The following is an 18283-nucleotide window of genomic DNA, read 5'->3' on the forward strand; positions in this document are numbered from 1 at the left end:
TATGTAGCACAAATTGATAACTCATTGATATTTAACAGCACGGAACAATAAAAACCCGACAACACGAGTGTATTAATAAACGTTAATATTTGTATGCTGAATAATTGGCAGGCTATCTATCAAGGTACAAATAATGACTATAAAAAAAACGGCGCTGGCGGTATCGATCGGCGCAGCAGTGGCATTAACGACTTTCGCCTCCCAGGCGGAAATCACGGTCCTGAAACAAGATCCGCAGGCGGGCAACCCGCTGAGCCGTCTTAACTTCACCGTCGGCGGGAGTATTCGTCCGCAGTTCCAGAATATGGCCGGTGACGATGGTAAGAATGGCTACAAACGTAATGGTTTCGACGGCGGGACGCGTTTCCGCTTCGCTGCTGACTACTATCTGTTTGATGACATCAGTTGGGTGAGCTACTACGAGCTGGGCGTTAACTTCCCGGCAATGTTCAACTGGGACAATCACTATGCTAACGGCGCCAACGATACCACGCGTCGTATGCTGTACACCGGTCTTAAAAGCGCGACCTGGGGTACGCTGACCTTCGGTCAACAGAACAGCATTTACTATGATGTGGTCGGTGCGAAAACCGATATCTGGGACTACGACATGATCGGTCAGGCGCCAGGTAACGGTATCAATGGCGACTATGACGGTTCCTATCGTACACGTAAATCGCTGAAGTATAAGAAAACGGTTGGTGATGTTGATCTCTATGCATCTTATCTGTTCAGCGATGATTACAACCCGAACAACGGCCTGCGCTATAAACGTAAAGGCGGCGGCTCATTGGGTGTGGATTATCACATCACCGATGACCTGACCTGGGGTACCGCGTGGAACTATACCCGTGCGGAAATGCGCGGCGACGGCAACAAAACCTACGATCAAAACATCGTCGGTACCGCATTGAGCTGGAAACCGGATAACTGGACTTTCTCAATGGGCGGCGGCTGGTATCAAAACTTCATGACCACCAAAAAAGTTTCGGTTAACGACTACTTTGCCGGTGATGCGTGGGGTCTGGAATACTTCGCCGGTTACACCTTCCCGGTTGGTCAATATGCGCTGAAATCTGTTCAGCCCTACTTTATGGGCGATCGTATTGAGTACGTGAATGGCCGTAACTACCTGCGTACCGACAACGGCGTGGGTATCAGCTTCCAGCTGGATTACGGTTTCCGTGTGGATTACGAACACGTATTCACCTCCAGCACCGACAATCTGGGTGATATGAACCTGGTGCGTCTGCGTTACGACTTCTAATCAAACGCCTGCCGCCCGATACGTTTGTGCTTATCGGGCCTGGGAGAGCATCTGTAGGCCGGATAAGGCACGTGTGCCGACATCCGGCTTTTTCATGCCTTCTTTCATTTAAAAACATACTCTGCAACATCATGAAATAATTTCAAGGACAGCAGGTTGTGATCTGTGTCATGTTAACAATCAGCCTGTTAACGGGCCAACAAGAACAACGCCGCAAGAACGGCGTGAGACATGACACCACAACGTTAAAATGGAGAGATTATGGGATTGCGTCAGAGTTTACGCGTCGCGACCGGGGCGCTGTTACTGGCCTGCGGATTACAATTTGCTCATGCGAACAGTGATCCGCACACCATCGTATTTGGCGTCGCGCCTGGGCCGTACGGTGATATGGTGAAACAGGCCATTGCCCCTACGCTGAAAGAGAAAGGCTATAAGGTCGTGGTGCGCGAATTTAGCGACTATGTGCAACCGAATATGGCGCTTTCCAACGGCAGTATCGATGCCAACCTGTTCCAGCATTCGCTTTATTTTGACAAATTCACCGCCGATAAAGGACTTAAGCTGAGTAAGCTGATTGTGGTTCCGACGGCTGGGATGGGTTTTTACTCACCTAAAATCAAAAGCCTGGATGAGTTGAAAAAAGGGGATGTGATCACACTGTCCAACGATCCCACCAACCTGGCGCGAGGTCTGCGTTTCCTGCAGTCTATTGGTCTTATCACCATCAAAGACAATATCGATCCGACTAAAGCCTCCGAGCGCGATATCGCCAGTAACCCGAAAGGGCTGGTGTTTAAACCGCTGGAAGCCGCACAACTGCCGCGCACGCTGGACGGTGTAACCGGCGCGCTGGTCAACGGTAACTTTGCCGTAGCGGCAAAACTGGATCTCGCCAGCGCCATCAAGCAAGAGCATCTTGACGAAAACCTGAAAAATATTATTGCGGTACGCAGTGAAGATGCGGACAAACCGTTCGCGAAAGATATTGTGGAGGCGGTGAAATCTCCGGCGTATCGCGCGGTGATCGATGATCCGCAAAATATCTACAGCGCCTTCCAGAAACCGGAATGGATGTCGGCAGCCCAATAATCGCTGCGCACAAGAGTTAACAGGGCAGCGACGACTGCCCTTTTCGCATTTCTGAGGTGGATATGATTGAGATAGAAAAGGTTTGCGTGGATTTTAGCGCAGGCCGTGGACCCTCAACCCGGGCGGTTGATGACGTCAGCTTGCGCATTGGCGCAGGTGAGATATTTGGCATTGTCGGGACCAGCGGCGCAGGGAAAAGTACGCTGCTGCGCACCCTGAATGCCTTAACGCGACCGAGTCAGGGAAGCGTGAAGGTGAACGGCGTAGAAATTTCCGCGCTGGAAGGCGCGCATCTACGTAAAGCTCGTCAACGTATCGGGATGATTTTTCAGCATTTTAATCTGATGCATACCCGTACCGTGGCGCAAAACGTCGCCTTCAGCCTGAAGGCTGCCGGGTGGGAGCGCAGTAAAATTGGCCCGCGCGTTAGCGAAATCCTGGCGCTGGTAGGACTGTCTGACAAGGCGAACCGCTTTCCGGTTCAGCTCAGCGGCGGGCAAAAGCAGCGCGTGGGTATTGCCCGCGCGATTGCCAATCACCCGGATGTGTTGCTGTGTGATGAACCTACCTCCGCGCTGGATCTGGAAACCTCGGCCACGATTCTGGCGCTGCTTAAGCAGATCAACCAACAGTTGGGGATCACTGTCGTGCTGATCACTCACGAGATGAATGTGATCAAATCGATTTGCGATCGCGTGGCGGTGATGTCAGGCGGCAAAGTTGTGGAGTCCGGTGAGGTGTTTGACGTTTTTGCTCACCCGCAACACGCTTTCACGCAGCAACTGGTGTCGCATACCCTCAATTTGACGCTACCCGAGCGTCTGCGCCAGCATCTGCCCGGCCAGTTGCTAAAAATTCTGTTCATCGGCGATTCGGCGGAACAGCCGGTGTTGTCAGAAGTCGCGGTTAAATTTGGCGTGGCGGTGAACATTCTGCATGGCAAAATTGAATATATTGGCGAACGTGCGCTGGGGATTCTGGTGGTGCAACTGACCGCGCCGCATAACCCTTCTGCGGTGGAAGTCGCCGTGGAACATATTCGTCAACGTACTGCACAGGTGGAGGTGATTCGTGGATGATTTATTGCCTGATTTGACGCTGGCGTTTAATGAAACCTTCCAGATGCTGAGCATCTCTACGGTGCTGGCGATTATTGGCGGTCTGCCGCTCGGTTTTCTTATTTTCGTTACTGACAGGCATTTATTCTGGCAAAACCGTTTTGTGTATCTGCTCAGCTCCGTGCTGGTGAACATTATCCGTTCGGTGCCGTTTGTGATCCTGCTGGTGCTGCTGCTACCGCTAACCCAGTTTTTGCTCGGCAATACCATCGGGCCAATCGCAGCGTCGGTCCCGCTCTCGGTGGCGGCAATCGCCTTCTATGCCCGTCTGGTTGATAGCGCACTACGTGAAGTCGATAAAGGCATTATCGAGGCGGCGGAAGCGTTTGGCGCCAGCCCGATGCGCATCATTTGTACCGTTCTGTTACCGGAAGCGAGCGCGGGTCTGCTGCGTGGGTTGACGATAACGCTGGTGAGTCTGATCGGTTACTCCGCGATGGCCGGGATCGTTGGCGGTGGCGGGGTAGGCGACCTGGCGATTCGCTTTGGTTATTACCGCTACGAAACCCAGGTCATGGTAGTCACCGTGGTGGCGCTAATTATTCTGGTGCAGGTCGTTCAGGTGTTGGGCGACTGGCTGGCGAAACGAGCAGATAAGCGCGACAGACACTGATCACCGCGCATTCAGCCAGTCGGCAACGTCCTGCCAGGTGCCGCGAAAGACGATTTTCGCGGCTTTCTTTTCCAGTTGATAGCGATACATCGGGTCGTAATACTCGTTGAGCAACGGCACCAGCCAGCCCATATGGGCATCGGTACTGCCCGTCACCTGCTGTTCGCGCAGAGCCACGTCGAGTTGGGCGGTCAGCTCAGCAAAACGTTGTAAACCCAGGCGACGGCGGATAGCAAACAGACCGTGGTGCAGATATTCGCTGTACTCCTGCCAGCCCTGGCTCTCGCCATAAGCCTGGGTAAAATCGTGGTGCATGCGCACGAAATACTCTTCGCGCAGTCGCTCCAGACGACGCTCAAAAGGATCGTTCACCACCGCAATAGACGCCTGGGTCATGCGCTCGCGCAGGCATTCCGGCAGATGGTTAGCGCCGATCATGCGGCCTTCATCTTCCAGCACCCACAGACGCAGATTCTGACGGCTGTCGGTTTTGAGCATTTCAACCGCCAGCAGGTTTTCAAAACTCGCCTGGCTTAGCTGCGGTTCAACGGTACGACCAAACGAGGAACCACGATGGTGCGCCAGACCTTCGAGATCCACACCGTTCGGCTGTTGTTGTACCAACTGCGTTTTGCCGTTCCCGGTACAACCGCCAATTAAGACGATCGGCTTTTGCACCAGTTCTTCCGTCAGTTGAATCGCTGCCTGACGCAATGCTTTATAGCCACCTTGTATTAGCGGGTAGTCAATGCCGGACTCGTGCAGCCACTGCTGCACAATGTGCGAACGCTGGCCGCCGCGGGCGCAGCATAAGTAGCCCGCAGGATTTTGGCGACAGGCATCCTGCCAGGCGTTTATGCGCTGCTGGCGGGTTGTCCCCGACACCAGTTGATGGCCGAGTGCGAGGGCGGCCTCAGGTCCCTGACGTTTATAACAGGTACCTACAGCGGCACGTTCGTCATCGTTCATTAAGGGAAGGTTGATTGCGCCTGGCATTGCGCCCTGCTGAAATTCGACGGGGGCGCGTACATCGATTATGGGCATACCGGCGAGCAAAATTGCGCGATAGTCCTGTGCTGTTTGTGTGTCTTGCATAGTAAAAAACGAAACCTCAAATCATCCTGCGTATTATTTTACGCGCCAAATAGCAGGATGACTTGATTTTCAATCGCGTGCATTGTTGAAAATTGCTAAAAACCCGGCGATTTCTGGTTTTCGCTGCGTAAATAACGTCACAATATCGTCAACGGCCTTACCCGCGCCGAACTTATGCCAGGCGAGACTTAAGGGAGAAGGGGGACGCATGGTCGGAATAATGCTACTGACCAATAGCCCGTTATCAAGTAACGGCTGGCACAGCGGCTGCGGAACGAAGCCGATACCCACCCCCGCAAGATGCGCCGCAAGCTTGGTTTCCATGTCCGGGACGATGATCTCTTTTTGACCCGGAAGACGCCATGCGACCCGTTTGGTTAGGGTCCGTGCGCTGTCCTCAATGTTAATAGCCGGAAAACGGCGCAGCTGCGCTTCCGTTAATGGACTGCTGACGTTTGCCAGTGGATGATCCGCCGACATGACAAATCGCCATTGAACAGAACCTAACGGGTCGAGGGTAAAGGTGTTTGCCATCGGTTCAGTGCCCGTGACGCCGATGGCCAGAGAGAATCCTTCGTACAGCAGGGAATCCCATACGCCCATATAGATCTGCCGGGAAAAGTGAAACTGAGTAAAGGGGTAGCGTTCGTTAAGCCAGGACAACAGGCGAGCGACGGCTTCCGGGGTGTATAACAGATTATTGACGACGATGTTCACCTGGCGCTCTACGCCGTCGTTCACTTGCTGCAATTCGCTGGGCATGCTGTCCAGCCAGGCGAGCCAGTCCTTTGCCTGAGAAAGAAGGTGAGAACCCGCGGCGGTTAAAGTCACGCTTCGTGTGGTGCGAAAAAACAGCGCGACGCCGGTGTTTTCTTCCAGCAGCTTAATACGATAGCTAATAGTGGCCGTGGTTTTACACAAGCGCTCCGCTGCTTTGGAGAAACTTCCTGTTTCGGCGACGCCGATAAAGGTACGCAGTGTTTCCGGGTCAAACATCGTCAGCTACTCCCTCAGTTAACTTCTGCAAGCCTGATTTCTTTTCCTCTGATTTATAAGTATTTTTGCATAATGGCCCTGTTTAAATTGTGGTCTAAATCTAGTTTTGGAAAATTTTTCCAATTTTTGTGTTGATGTTAAATCACGAAGGTTTTAGATTGCATAATATTGAAGCCGCTAAGTGTTCTGATTGCGGTTCAGCGGAATTCAGTTACAAGGAAATGATGATGAAACTAGAGGTATTACCGTTAAATCAGCACACGTTCAGCGCCTATGGCGATGTCATAGAAACCCATAAACGTGATTTTTTTCATATCAATGATGGGTTGGTTGAACGTTATCACGACCTGGCCAATGTGGAGATCCTTGAGCAGGACCGTACGCTCATCAGCATAAACCGCGCGCAACCGGCAGCGATGCCCATCGTTGTGCATGAGCTGGAGCGCCACCCGCTCGGCACCCAGGCATTTATGCCCATGAAGGGTGAGGCGTTTGTGGTGATTGTCGCACTCGGTGAGGACAAACCAGACCTTTCCACCTTAAAAGCCTTTATCACCAATGGTCAGCAGGGCGTGAATTACCACCGAAACGTCTGGCATCACCCGCTGTTTGCCTGGCAAACCGTGACCGATTTTCTGACCGTCGATCGCGGTGGTAGCGATAATTGCGATGTTGAAAGTATCCCGGCACATGAACTCTGTTTTGCGTGACGCTATTGGCCTTCTTGCTTAATATGAGCATATTGTTCATTGTTTATGCTCATATTTTGGGCCGGAGTAAATGTAGTGGAGACGGAAGTAAGACGGCGCGGCAGGCCTGGACAGGCGGAGCCGGTCGCGCAAAAAGGCGCTCAGGCGCTTGAGAGAGGCATTGCGATTTTGCAGTATCTCGAAAGAAGTGGAGGCAGTTCGTCAGTTAGCGATATTTCCGGCAGTCTGGATTTACCGCTCTCCACGACCTTTCGCCTGTTGAAGGTTTTACAGGGGGCTGATTTTGTCTATCAGGACAGCCAGTTAGGCTGGTGGCACATTGGGTTAGGTGTATTCAACGTGGGCTCCGCGTATATTCACAATCGCGACGTCCTGTCGGTAGCCGGACCGTTTATGCACCGATTAATGCTGCTGTCAGGCGAAACGGTTAATGTTGCAATTCGCAATGGCACCGAAGCGGTGTTGATTGGTCAGAAGGAGTGCAAATCGATGGTCAGAATGTGCGCACCTTTGGGCAGTCGAATGCCATTGCATGCTTCCGGCGCGGGAAAAGCACTGCTTTATCCGTTGATGGAAGAAGAGTTAATGGACATCGTCGTGAAAACGGGTTTGCAGCAATTTACGCCGACCACGTTGGTCGATTTTCCTACACTGCTGCGTAATCTGGAACTGGCGCGCGAGAATGGCTATATCGTCGATCACGAAGAACATGTTGTTGGATTGAATTGCATCGCTTCGGCTATCTATGACGATGCAGGCAGTGTAGTTGCTGCAATCTCTATTTCTGGGCCCGCATCCAGACTGACGGAAGATCGTTTTATCAGTCAGGGGGAGCTGGTACGGGATACAGCACGAGATATCAGTACGGCGCTTGGTTTAAAAGCCCCCGTAGCTTAAGTCGCAACCCGCTCAGAGGAGCGGGACTTTTTTGGATTTTTTAAAAGTTGGAAAATTTTTCCAATAAATAGAGGTAGAAAGAAAATGGCAAAAATGAGAGCCGTTGACGCGGCAATGTATGTGCTGGAAAAAGAAGGCATCACCACCGCATTTGGGGTTCCTGGAGCGGCAATTAACCCGTTCTACTCCGCAATGCGTAAGCATGGAGGCATCCGTCACATTCTGGCTCGTCACGTTGAAGGCGCTTCCCATATGGCGGAAGGCTATACGCGTGCTACGGCAGGAAACATTGGCGTCTGCCTTGGCACTTCTGGCCCGGCAGGCACTGACATGATCACCGCATTGTATTCCGCCTCTGCCGACTCTATTCCTATTTTATGTATCACCGGGCAGGCCCCTCGCGCCCGCCTGCATAAGGAAGATTTTCAGGCTGTTGATATTGAATCTATTGCCAAGCCGGTCAGCAAAATGGCGGTAACGGTGCGCGAAGCTGCGCTGCTTCCTCGGGTTTTACAGCAAGCATTCCATGTAATGCGTTCTGGTCGCCCTGGTCCGGTGTTGATCGATTTGCCTTTTGATATTCAGGTTGAAGAAATCGAATTCGATCCAGATATGTATGAACCGCTGCCAGTGTACAAGCCTGCGGCCAGCCGCAAACAGATTGAGAAAGCGCTGGAAATGCTGATTCAGGCTGAACGTCCGGTCATCGTGGCTGGGGGCGGGGTGATTAATGCGGATGCCAGCGAGCTGCTGCAACGCTTTGCCGAATTAACCCACGTACCGGTAATTCCAACGCTGATGGGCTGGGGATGTATCCCCGACGATCATGAGTTAATGGCCGGAATGGTGGGATTACAAACGGCCCATCGTTACGGAAACGCCACGCTGCTGGCCTCCGATATGGTATTCGGTATTGGTAACCGTTTTGCGAACCGACACACAGGCTCGGTCGCGAAATATACCGAAGGCCGCAAAATCATTCACATCGATATTGAGCCGACACAAATTGGTCGCGTTCTTTGCCCGGACTTAGGCATCGTTTCTGACGCTAAAGCCGCGCTAACTCTGCTGATTGACGTTGCTCAAGAGATGCAGAAAGCCGGACGTTTACCTTGCCGGAATACCTGGGTTGATGAATGCCAGCAGCGTAAACGGACGCTACTGCGTAAAACCCACTTCGACAATGTCCCTGTTAAGCCGCAGCGTGTGTATGAAGAGATGAATAAAGCCTTTGGTCGCGACGTTTGCTACGTCACCACCATCGGGCTATCACAAATTGCCGCCGCGCAAATGCTGCACGTATTCAAAGAGCGTCACTGGATCAACTGTGGGCAGGCAGGCCCTCTCGGCTGGACGCTGCCAGCGGCATTAGGGGTTTGTGTTGCCGATCCAACCCGCAATGTCGTCGGGATTTCTGGTGATTTCGACTTTCAGTTCCTGATTGAAGAATTGGCGGTGGGCGCGCAATTCAACATTCCTTACATCCATGTGCTGGTCAACAACGCCTATCTTGGCCTGATTCGTCAGTCGCAGCGCGCGTTTGATATGGATTACTGCGTACAACTGGCGTTCGAAAACATCAACTCCAGCGAAGTAAACGGCTATGGCGTCGATCACGTCAAAGTGGCAGAGGGATTAGGCTGCAAAGCCATCCGCGTGTTCAAGCCAGAAGATCTTGCTCCGGCATTTGAACAGGCCAAAGCCCTGATGGCGCAGTATCGCGTTCCGGTTGTCGTCGAAGTGATCCTTGAGCGTGTGACGAACATCTCTATGGGCAGTGAACTGGATAATGTGACCGAGTTTGAAGAGATTGCCGACGGTGCAACCGATGCGCCAACCGAAACCTGTTTTATGAAATACGAATAGATGAGGTGACAGATGTTACGTTTCTCAGCCAATCTTTCTATGCTGTTTTTGGAATACAGTTTTCTAGAACGCTTTGATAAAGCGGCACAATCGGGGTTTCGTGGCGTAGAGTTTATGTTTCCCTACGATTACGACATTGACGTATTAAAGGAAAAGCTGCAGACCAACCAGCTGGAGCATACGCTGCATAATCTCCCCGCCGGAGACTGGGCTGCGGGTGAACGCGGTATCGCCTGTATTCCGGGGCGCGAAGAAGAATTTCGTGATGGCGTGGCGGCAGCTGTTCGATATGCGAAGGAGCTAGGCAATAAAAAAATCAATTGCCTGGTAGGGAAAACGCCAGCAGGGTTTTCTGACGAACAGATCCAGCAGACGCTGGTGGAAAATCTGCGGTATGCGGCCAATATGCTAGCGCAAGAAGATATTTTATTGCTGATTGAGCCGATTAATCATTTTGATATGCCGGGTTTCCATCTCACTGGAACTCAGCAGGCGCTGGCGTTAATTGATAGCGTCGGCTGCAATAATATCAAAATTCAGTATGATATTTATCATATGCAGCGCATGGAAGGAGAGTTAACTCAAACCATGACCACGTGGGCAAATAAAATAGGTCATTTGCAAATTGCAGATAATCCTCGTCGCGGAGAGCCTGGGACCGGGGAAATCAATTATGACTTTATTTTTAAGTTTATCGATAAATCAGGTTATGACGGCTGGGTAGGTTGCGAATATAAACCGCTGACTACCACCGAAGCGGGATTATCGTGGATTAATCAGTATCGATAATTTGTAAGTAATTTCAGGCAACACTATTTATTCCACTCTGTTGGAAGGGAATCGTTTTGCCTGAATTCAGGAATACCGACAGATATAAAAGAGGTTGCAAATGAAACTGGGATTTATTGGCCTGGGTATTATGGGATCGCCAATGGCGATTAATCTGGCTCGTGCCGGACATCAGCTACATGTGACGACCATTGGTCCGGTTGCAGAAGAACTGCTGTCGCTGGGCGCGGTAAATGTTGAAACTGCGTGCCAGGTAACTGATTTAGCAGACATTATATTCATAATGGTTCCTGACACGCCGCAGGTTGAAGACGTGCTTTTTGGTGAACACGGTTGCGCTAAAACCTCATTGCACGGAAAAACAATTATCGATATGAGTTCTATTTCTCCTATCGAAACCAAACGTTTTGCTAAGCAGGTTAATGAGTTGGGCGGAGAGTATCTGGATGCGCCTGTCTCTGGTGGGGAAATTGGCGCTCGCGAAGGTACTTTGTCCATTATGGTTGGTGGTGAGCCAGAGGTATTTGAACGGGTCAAACCGCTGTTTGATATTCTGGGTAAAAACATCACTCTGGTAGGCGGTAATGGTGATGGTCAAACCTGTAAAGTAGCTAACCAAATTATCGTTGCCTTAAATATTGAAGCCGTTTCTGAAGCGCTGGTATTTGCCTCTAAAGCCGGTGCAGATCCGGTCCGCGTGCGTCAGGCATTAATGGGCGGGTTTGCCTCATCGCGTATTCTGGAAGTACATGGCGAGCGCATGATAAAGCGCACTTTTGATCCTGGTTTCAAAATTGCCTTGCATCAAAAAGATCTCAATCTTGCATTACAAAGTGCGAAAGCGCTTTCGTTGAATTTGCCTAATACAGCAACCTGTCAGGAATTATTTAATACCTGTGCTGCGAATGGTGGGAGCCAGTTGGATCACTCGGCAATGGTTCAGGCTCTGGAGTTAATGGCTAATCATAAATTGTCATGATCGTTGGTATCGCTGCGATCCTGCAGCGATACATTTTAATCAGACACACTTTGGAAAGGTGCATGTCATGAGTGAAAGAAATAAATCCGGTATTGAATACTGGAAGAAGATCGTCGTCGTAATGAGTCTGGGTTGGGTGGCGATATGGATTTATCGCACCGTATTAACCCCAATTTATCCTGAGATTCAGGCTTCACTGGGTAATGTCAGCAATGCAGAAATTGGTGCCATCGCCAGTTTCTATTTCTTTGCCTATTGCAGCATGCAAATTCCCTGCGGAATTTTGGTCGATAAGCTTGGCCAGAAAATTATGCTGATGTGTGGGTTTACGCTTTTTATTATTGGGACGCTCAGTATCGCAAAAGCTACTGGACTGGTGATGATCTATGCCGGTTCGCTGATGGCGGGGGCGGGTTGTGCTTCTTTCTTTAGTTCAGCGTATTCACTTTCTTCGGCAAATGTCCCGCAGGCTCGCCGCGCACTGGCAAATGCCATTATTAATAGCGGCTCTGCGATAGGGATGGGGATCGGTTTAATCGGTTCCAGCGTGTTGGTTAAAAGCATGAGCATGGCCTGGCAAAACGTGTTGTTCCTGGTTGCGGCTGTGCTGGTTGTGATGCTGTGCGTGTTTACTTTGGTTATCCGCGGTAAGGCAAAAAACGAAACGGCGGCACCAGACCAAAAAACGCAAACGGCAACGATGACAGAAGAGAAAAGTCCGCCGCTGTTTTCGGGGTTGTTATGTAGCGTGTATTTCCTCTACTTCTGTACCTGCTATGGCTATTACCTGATTGTGACCTGGCTCCCGTCTTACCTACAGACTGAAAGGGGATTTGATGGCGGCGCGATTGGGGTGGCCTCAGCGTTGGTCGCCGTGGTGGGGGTTCCTGGTGCATTGTTCTTTAGCCATCTGTCCGATAAGTTTCGCAACAGCAAAGTCAAAGTCATTCTTGGTCTGGAAATTATGGCCGCGGCAATGCTGGTATTTACGGTGCTATCACCGAATACCACGATGCTGATGGTCAGCCTGACTCTGTATGGTTTGCTCGGTAAAATGGCGGTGGATCCGATTCTGATCTCCTTTGTTTCTGAGCAGGCGTCTTCAAAAACGCTGGGCAGAGCATTTAGTCTGTTTAACTTCTTTGGCATGAGTTCAGCGGTTATTGCGCCAACGTTAACCGGATTTATTTCTGACTTGACGGGTTCTAAAGAGATAAGCTTTGTCATCTCGGCTTGTCTGGTGGTAACCGGGACGCTTATTTTTGCTGGCGTTACGTTATATAAAAAGAAAGCAACACCGATTATTGCTTCTGCATAAAAATATTATAAAAATTATTTGCATTATTTTAATTGTTTTTGTTCCACATAGCTAAACCCATTACAACGTTATCCGATACGTGACAAGAGGGATTTATGGAACATCAAAGAGAACTATACCAACAACGTGGTTATAGTGACGACTTATTACCAAAAACGGCCGAACAACGGAACTGGAAAACATTCAACTATTTTACATTATGGATGGGTTCTGTACATAACGTACCTAATTACGTTATGGTTGGAGGGTTCTTTATATTAGGGCTTTCCACATTCAGCATCATGCTAGCTATTATTATTAGTGCCTTATTTATTGCGTTAGTTATGGTGATGAATGGTGCTGCTGGAAGTAAATACGGTGTACCTTTTGCAATGATTCTGCGTGGTTCGTATGGTGTACGTGGCGCGCTCTTCCCTGGATTATTGAGAGGGGGGATTGCAGCAATTATGTGGTTTGGTCTGCAATGTTATGCCGGATCGCTGGCATTTCTTATTCTGATTGGCAAGATATGGCCAGGTTTTTTAACGCTGGGCGGTGACTTTACATTATTAGGTTTATCTCTACCGGGATTGATTACATTTCTTATTTTTTGGCTCATCAACGTCGGTATTGGTTTTGGCGGTGGTAAGGTATTAAATAAATTTACCGCTATCCTCAACCCCTGTATTTATATTGTATTCGGCGGAATGGCTATCTGGGCAATTTCCCTGGTAGGGATTGGACCGATTCTGGACTACATTCCTGGCGGTGTGCAAAAGGCGGGCAATAGCGGATTCTTGTTCCTGGTGGTGATTAACGCGGTGGTTGCGGTATGGGCCGCACCGGCGGTGAGCGCATCAGACTTCACGCAAAATGCTCACTCATTTCGTGAACAAGCGCTGGGCCAGACGCTGGGACTTATTGTTGCATACGTGCTATTTGCCATTGCCAGCGTGTGCATTATTGCTGGTGCCAGCATTCATTACGGAATGGATACGTGGAATGTGTTGGATATCGTACAGCGCTGGGACAGTCTGTTTGCCTCATTTTTCGCTGTTTTGGTTATTCTGATGACAACTATCTCAACAAACGCTACGGGTAATATTATCCCTGCCGGTTATCAGATTGCCGCAATTGCCCCCACTAAATTAACGTATAAGAATGGTGTATTGATCGCCAGTATTATTAGTTTGCTGATTTGCCCGTGGAAATTAATGGAGAATCAGAGCAGTATTTATTTGTTTCTGGATATCATTGGTGGGATGCTTGGCCCCGTTATTGGCGTTATGTTAGCCCATTATTTTGTCGTTATGCGTGGTCAAATTAATCTTGACGAGTTATATACCGCCAGCGGTGACTACCAATATTATGACAATGGATTTAACCTGACTGCATTCTCCGTAACGTTAGTCGCTGTAATTCTTTCGCTGGGTGGTAAGTTTATTCCATTCCTCGAGCCGTTATCGCGAGTGTCGTGGTTTGTTGGGGTTATTGTCGCTTTTGTGGCATATGCCTTACTGAAAAAAAGAACGGTTGGACAACCAGCCGCAGTACAGAAATTTACAGGCCAGATGTGATGAAATCAGTACGCGCCTTTTATTAAAAGTGCGTTATTTATAAAAACTATCTGTATCCATACAAGGAGTTTGTTATGTCTTTTGATTTAATTATTAAGAACGGTACTGTTATTTTAGAAAATGAAGCTCGCATTATTGATATTGCCGTCCAGGCAGGAAAAATCGCCGCCATTGGCGAGAACCTGGGTGAGGCGAAGCAGGTAATGGATGCGACGGGCCTGGTGGTTTCACCCGGCATGGTTGATGCGCATACCCATATCTCTGAGCCGGGCCGTACGCATTGGGAGGGGTATGAAACAGGGACTCGTGCAGCGGCCAAAGGTGGCATCACCACAATGATCGAAATGCCTCTCAACCAGCTGCCAGCGACGGTGGATCGTGAAACCATCGAACTGAAATTTGATGCGGCGAAAGGCAAGCTGACCATCGATGCAGCACAGCTTGGTGGTCTGGTCTCTTACAACCTCGACCGTCTGCACGAACTGGATGAAGTCGGTGTCGTTGGTTTCAAATGCTTCGTTGCTACCTGTGGCGACCGCGGAATCGACAATGATTTCCGTGACGTTAACGACTGGCAGTTTTACAAAGGTGCGCAGAAGTTAGCAGAAATGAACCAAACGGTATTGGTGCATTGCGAAAACGCGCTCATTTGTGACGAGCTTGGTGAGGAAGCTAAACGCGAAGGCCGCGTGACAGCACATGATTATGTGGCCTCACGTCCGGTATTTACCGAGGTGGAAGCTATTCGTCGCGTGCTATATCTGGCGAAAGTCGCCGGTTGTCGCCTGCACGTCTGTCATATCAGCAGTCCGGAAGGCGTAGAAGAGGTGACCCGCGCCCGTCAGGAAGGTCAGGATGTGACCTGCGAATCGTGTCCACATTATTTCGTGCTGGATACCGATCAGTTTGAAGAGATTGGTACGTTGGCCAAATGTTCTCCACCCATCCGCGATCTGCAGAACCAGCAGGGTATGTGGGAAAAACTGTTTAACGGTGAGATTGACTGCCTGGTTTCTGACCACTCTCCATGCCCTCCGGAAATGAAGGCCGGCAATATCATGCAGGCGTGGGGCGGTATTGCCGGACTGCAGAGCTGCATGGACGTTATGTTTGATGAAGCCGTGCAAAAACGCGGTATGTCCCTGCCGCTATTCGCTAAATTGATGGCAACCAATGCCGCAGACATTTTTGGTCTGAAGCAGAAAGGTCGTATCGCCCCGGGTAAAGATGCTGACTTCGTCTTTATTCAACCGGACAGCAAATACGTTCTGAAGAACGAAGACCTGGAATATCGTCACAAAGTGAGTCCGTATGTTGGCCGGACGATTGGCGCACGCATTACGAAAACTATTCTGCGTGGTGATGTTATCTATGACATTGAGCAGGGTTTCCCGGTTTCGCCAAAAGGTCAATTTATCCTTAAACATCAACAATAATGTGATGTGAATTAATGCCCGTCGTGTCGGCGGGCATTCCTATTTTAAGGTATGAATATGCTTCCTGTTATTAACCGCGAAAGTTTGCTATCTGGCTTTCAGTGGTTTTTCTTTATTTTTTGCAATACGGTCGTGGTCCCGCCAACGCTGGTGTCTGCTTTTCATCTCCCTGCCAGCAATCTGCTAATGCTTACGCAGTACGCGTTTTTAACGACGTCGCTGGCCTGTCTTGCGCAGGTCATTTGTGGCCACCGTCGCGCCATTATGGAAGGACCGACCGGTTTATGGTGGGGCACCATTCTGACAATTACCCTGGCGGAAGCGTCACGCGGGACACCGCTCAATGATATCGCCACCAGTCTGTCGGTTGGGATAGTGATTTCCGCTGTGCTGACGATGATTATCGGTTTTAGCGGCTTAGGACACAGGTTGGCCCGGCTTTTTACCCCGACAGTCATGGTCTTTTTTATGCTGCTGCTCGGTGCGCAGCTGACTACCATCTTTTTTAAGGGCATGCTGGGTTTGCCCTTTGGCATTGCTGATACCAGCGTCAAAATTCAACTGGCGCCCTTTAGCCTGGCTGTGGGCGTGATGTGCTTCATCCTTGCGATGATTATCTTTTTACCGCAGCGGATTTCGCGTTATGCCCTGTTGGTAGGGGCGGTAGTGGGGTGGGGACTTTGGCGACTGTGTTTCCCATCAGCATCCCTGCCATCCAGCGAATTAAGCTGGCAGTGGTTCCCGTTAGGTAGCCATGGCAAACTGTTACCGGGCATTATTCTGACGGCGGTTATCACCGGTCTGGTGAATATCAGTAATACCTATGGCGCGGTGCGCGGCACGGATGTTTTTTATGTGCAGCAAGGCTCCAGCAGTTCGCGCTATCGTCGCAGCTTTATCATTTCCGGCTTTATGACGCTGGTGACAGTACCGTTTGCCGTTATTCCATTTTCACCTTTTGTCTCTTCTATCGGCCTGTTGACACAGACCGGCGACAGCTCGCGTAAATCATTTATTTGCGGCAGCGTATTATGTTTATGCGTGGCGATAGTGACGCCGCTAACCCGCTTATTCTGTGCTATTCCGCTGGCGATCAGCAGTGCCGTGATGCTGGTTTCTTACCTTCCGCTGCTTTATTCCGGACTGGTATTTAGTCAGCAAATCACATTTACCGCACGGAATATTTACCGACTGGCACTCCCGCTATTTGTCGGCATTTTTTTGATGGGGTTGCCTCCGGTTTATTTACAAGATCTTCCGCTGACTATTCGACCATTACTGAGCAATGGTTTGCTGGTGGGGATTTTACTGGCGGTGCTTATGGAAAATCTCATTCCATGGGAACGCATTAAATAACATGATTAAAAAGGATTGATGATGAAAATTGTAATTGCGCCAGATTCATTTAAAGAGAGCTTAAGCGCCGACCAATGCTGCCAGGCAATTAAAGCCGGATTTTCAGCCATATTCCCGGAAGCGGAATATATTTGTTTGCCGGTTGCTGATGGTGGAGAGGGGACCGTTGATGCAATGGTGGCGGCTACAGGGGGAAAAGTAGTCTCTGTGGAGGTCTGCGGACCGATGGGAGAACAGGTCATGGGATTTTATGGCCTGACAGGTGACGGAAAGACAGCCATTATTGAAATGGCGGCCGCGAGTGGACTGATGCTGGTCGAACCGCAGGCGCGCAATCCTCTCCTGGCTTCAAGTTACGGCACCGGTGAGCTGATTCGTCATGCGTTGGATGCCGGTATTCGTCATATTATTCTGGGTATTGGCGGAAGTGCCACTGTTGATGGCGGTATGGGGATGGCCCAGGCACTCGGCGTGCAGTTTCTTGACGCGCAAGGGGCGTCATTGAGTGCGGGGGGCGGTAGCTTGTCTCGCCTTGCGAGCATCGACTTGCAACAGTGCGACCCGCGGCTGAAAACATGTCGCATTGACGTTGCCTGTGACGTGGATAACCCGTTGGTTGGCCCGCGCGGTGCAGCAAGGGTATTCGGCCCGCAGAAAGGAGCGACGCCTGAGATGGTTGAGACGCTGGAGGCAGGGTTACTCAATTATGCTCGTGTGCTGCAAACGCTGACCGGTGAGGATGTTGCTCAGGTTGCGGGCGGTGGGGCAGCCGGAGGAATGGGGATTGCTGCGGTTATCTTCCTGCATGCCAACCTGAAACCAGGCATTGAGATTGTGCTGCAGGCCGTTCAACTGGATCAGTCCATCAAAGATGCATCGCTGGTCATCACCGGTGAGGGACGTATTGATTCGCAAACGGTCGGCGGTAAAGCGCCAATTGGCGTAGCGTCGGTGGCCATGCAGCATAACGTTCCCGTTATTGGTATCGCTGGGGTGTTGGGGGAAGGTGTGGAGGTGGTCCACGATCATGGCATTGATGCGGTATTCAGTATTTTGCCGCGGCTCGCCCCGTTGGCGGAAGTGCTGGCGAACGGCGAATCCAATCTTTATCACTGCGCGCGTAATATCGCTTGTGCGATGAAGCTGGGCCAGGTGGTAAATCAGCGTTAAGCATAAAAAAAGCCACGGTATAAAC

At 50.4% G+C, this 18283-nt stretch carries 16 protein-coding genes; 14 read left to right on the plus strand and 2 right to left on the minus strand.

Annotation, left to right across the window (positions count from 1 at the left end):
• Positions 1-133: 133 nt before the first annotated feature.
• The 4 genes from E1B03_RS07255 (at position 134) to E1B03_RS07270 (ending at position 4090) form a co-directional block, all read left to right on the plus strand.
• Positions 134-1267, plus strand: coding sequence for a porin (locus E1B03_RS07255; protein ID WP_103772058.1), 1134 nt, complete (start codon positions 134-136; stop codon positions 1265-1267).
• A 261-nt stretch (positions 1268-1528) separates the two neighbouring features.
• Complete coding sequence (locus E1B03_RS07260) at positions 1529-2359, plus strand: MetQ/NlpA family ABC transporter substrate-binding protein (RefSeq protein WP_133085934.1); 831 nt, start codon at positions 1529-1531, stop codon at positions 2357-2359.
• 62 nt (positions 2360-2421) lie between these two features.
• Complete coding sequence (gene sfbB / locus E1B03_RS07265; RefSeq protein WP_103772056.1) at positions 2422-3438, plus strand: virulence-associated ABC transporter ATP-binding protein SfbB; 1017 nt, start codon at positions 2422-2424, stop codon at positions 3436-3438.
• Positions 3431-4090 (plus strand): methionine ABC transporter permease, encoded by a 660-nt coding sequence (locus tag E1B03_RS07270; RefSeq protein ID WP_043015453.1) that lies wholly within the window; start codon positions 3431-3433, stop codon positions 4088-4090. Before sfbB ends, E1B03_RS07270 begins: the two co-directional genes overlap by 8 nt.
• On the opposite strand, the gene mnmH is transcribed toward E1B03_RS07270, so the two are convergent.
• Complete coding sequence (gene mnmH, locus E1B03_RS07275) at positions 4091-5185, minus strand: tRNA 2-selenouridine(34) synthase MnmH (RefSeq protein ID WP_103772055.1); 1095 nt, start codon at positions 5183-5185, stop codon at positions 4091-4093.
• Positions 5186-5254: 69 nt separating this feature from the next.
• A complete protein-coding gene (gene allS / locus E1B03_RS07280; protein WP_103772054.1) occupies positions 5255-6181 on the minus strand; it encodes an HTH-type transcriptional activator AllS in 927 nt (308 codons plus the stop codon).
• A 227-nt stretch (positions 6182-6408) separates the two neighbouring features.
• Here allS and allA point away from each other — a divergent pair, with 227 nt between their 5' ends.
• From allA to glxK, 10 genes are all read left to right on the plus strand, one after another.
• Positions 6409-6891 carry an ureidoglycolate lyase gene (gene allA, locus E1B03_RS07285; protein ID WP_103772053.1) on the plus strand — a complete coding sequence of 161 codons (483 nt, stop codon included), beginning with the start codon at positions 6409-6411 and terminating at the stop codon, positions 6889-6891.
• A 45-nt stretch (positions 6892-6936) separates the two neighbouring features.
• Positions 6937-7788, plus strand: coding sequence for an HTH-type transcriptional repressor AllR (gene allR / locus E1B03_RS07290; protein WP_103772052.1), 852 nt, complete (start codon positions 6937-6939; stop codon positions 7786-7788).
• Positions 7789-7872: 84 nt separating this feature from the next.
• Positions 7873-9654: a glyoxylate carboligase gene (gcl, locus tag E1B03_RS07295; RefSeq protein WP_103772051.1), complete on the plus strand. Its 1782-nt coding sequence runs from the start codon at positions 7873-7875 to the stop codon at positions 9652-9654.
• 12 nt (positions 9655-9666) lie between these two features.
• Positions 9667-10443: a hydroxypyruvate isomerase gene (gene hyi / locus E1B03_RS07300; protein WP_133085935.1), complete on the plus strand. Its 777-nt coding sequence runs from the start codon at positions 9667-9669 to the stop codon at positions 10441-10443.
• 100 nt (positions 10444-10543) lie between these two features.
• A complete protein-coding gene (glxR, locus tag E1B03_RS07305) occupies positions 10544-11422 on the plus strand; it encodes a 2-hydroxy-3-oxopropionate reductase (RefSeq protein ID WP_133085936.1) in 879 nt (292 codons plus the stop codon).
• 67 nt (positions 11423-11489) lie between these two features.
• Positions 11490-12740, plus strand: a complete 1251-nt coding sequence (locus E1B03_RS07310) for an MFS transporter (RefSeq protein ID WP_103772048.1) — start codon at positions 11490-11492, stop codon at positions 12738-12740.
• A 95-nt stretch (positions 12741-12835) separates the two neighbouring features.
• The gene (locus E1B03_RS07315; RefSeq protein ID WP_103772047.1) at positions 12836-14296 is read left to right on the plus strand and encodes an allantoin transporter; all 1461 of its coding nucleotides are present in this window, start codon (positions 12836-12838) and stop codon (positions 14294-14296) included.
• A gap of 74 nt (positions 14297-14370) precedes the next feature.
• Positions 14371-15732, plus strand: coding sequence for an allantoinase AllB (gene allB / locus E1B03_RS07320; protein WP_103772046.1), 1362 nt, complete (start codon positions 14371-14373; stop codon positions 15730-15732).
• Positions 15733-15789: 57 nt separating this feature from the next.
• Positions 15790-17088: a uracil/xanthine transporter gene (locus E1B03_RS07325; protein ID WP_133085937.1), complete on the plus strand. Its 1299-nt coding sequence runs from the start codon at positions 15790-15792 to the stop codon at positions 17086-17088.
• Between the two features lie 21 nt (positions 17089-17109).
• On the plus strand, positions 17110-18258 hold the full coding sequence (gene glxK, locus E1B03_RS07330) for a glycerate 3-kinase (protein ID WP_103772044.1): 1149 nt from the start codon (positions 17110-17112) through the stop codon (positions 18256-18258).
• The last annotated feature ends 25 nt before the right edge of the window (positions 18259-18283 follow it).

It is taken from the genome of Citrobacter arsenatis (assembly GCF_004353845.1).
Lineage (GTDB): Bacteria > Pseudomonadota > Gammaproteobacteria > Enterobacterales > Enterobacteriaceae > Citrobacter > Citrobacter arsenatis.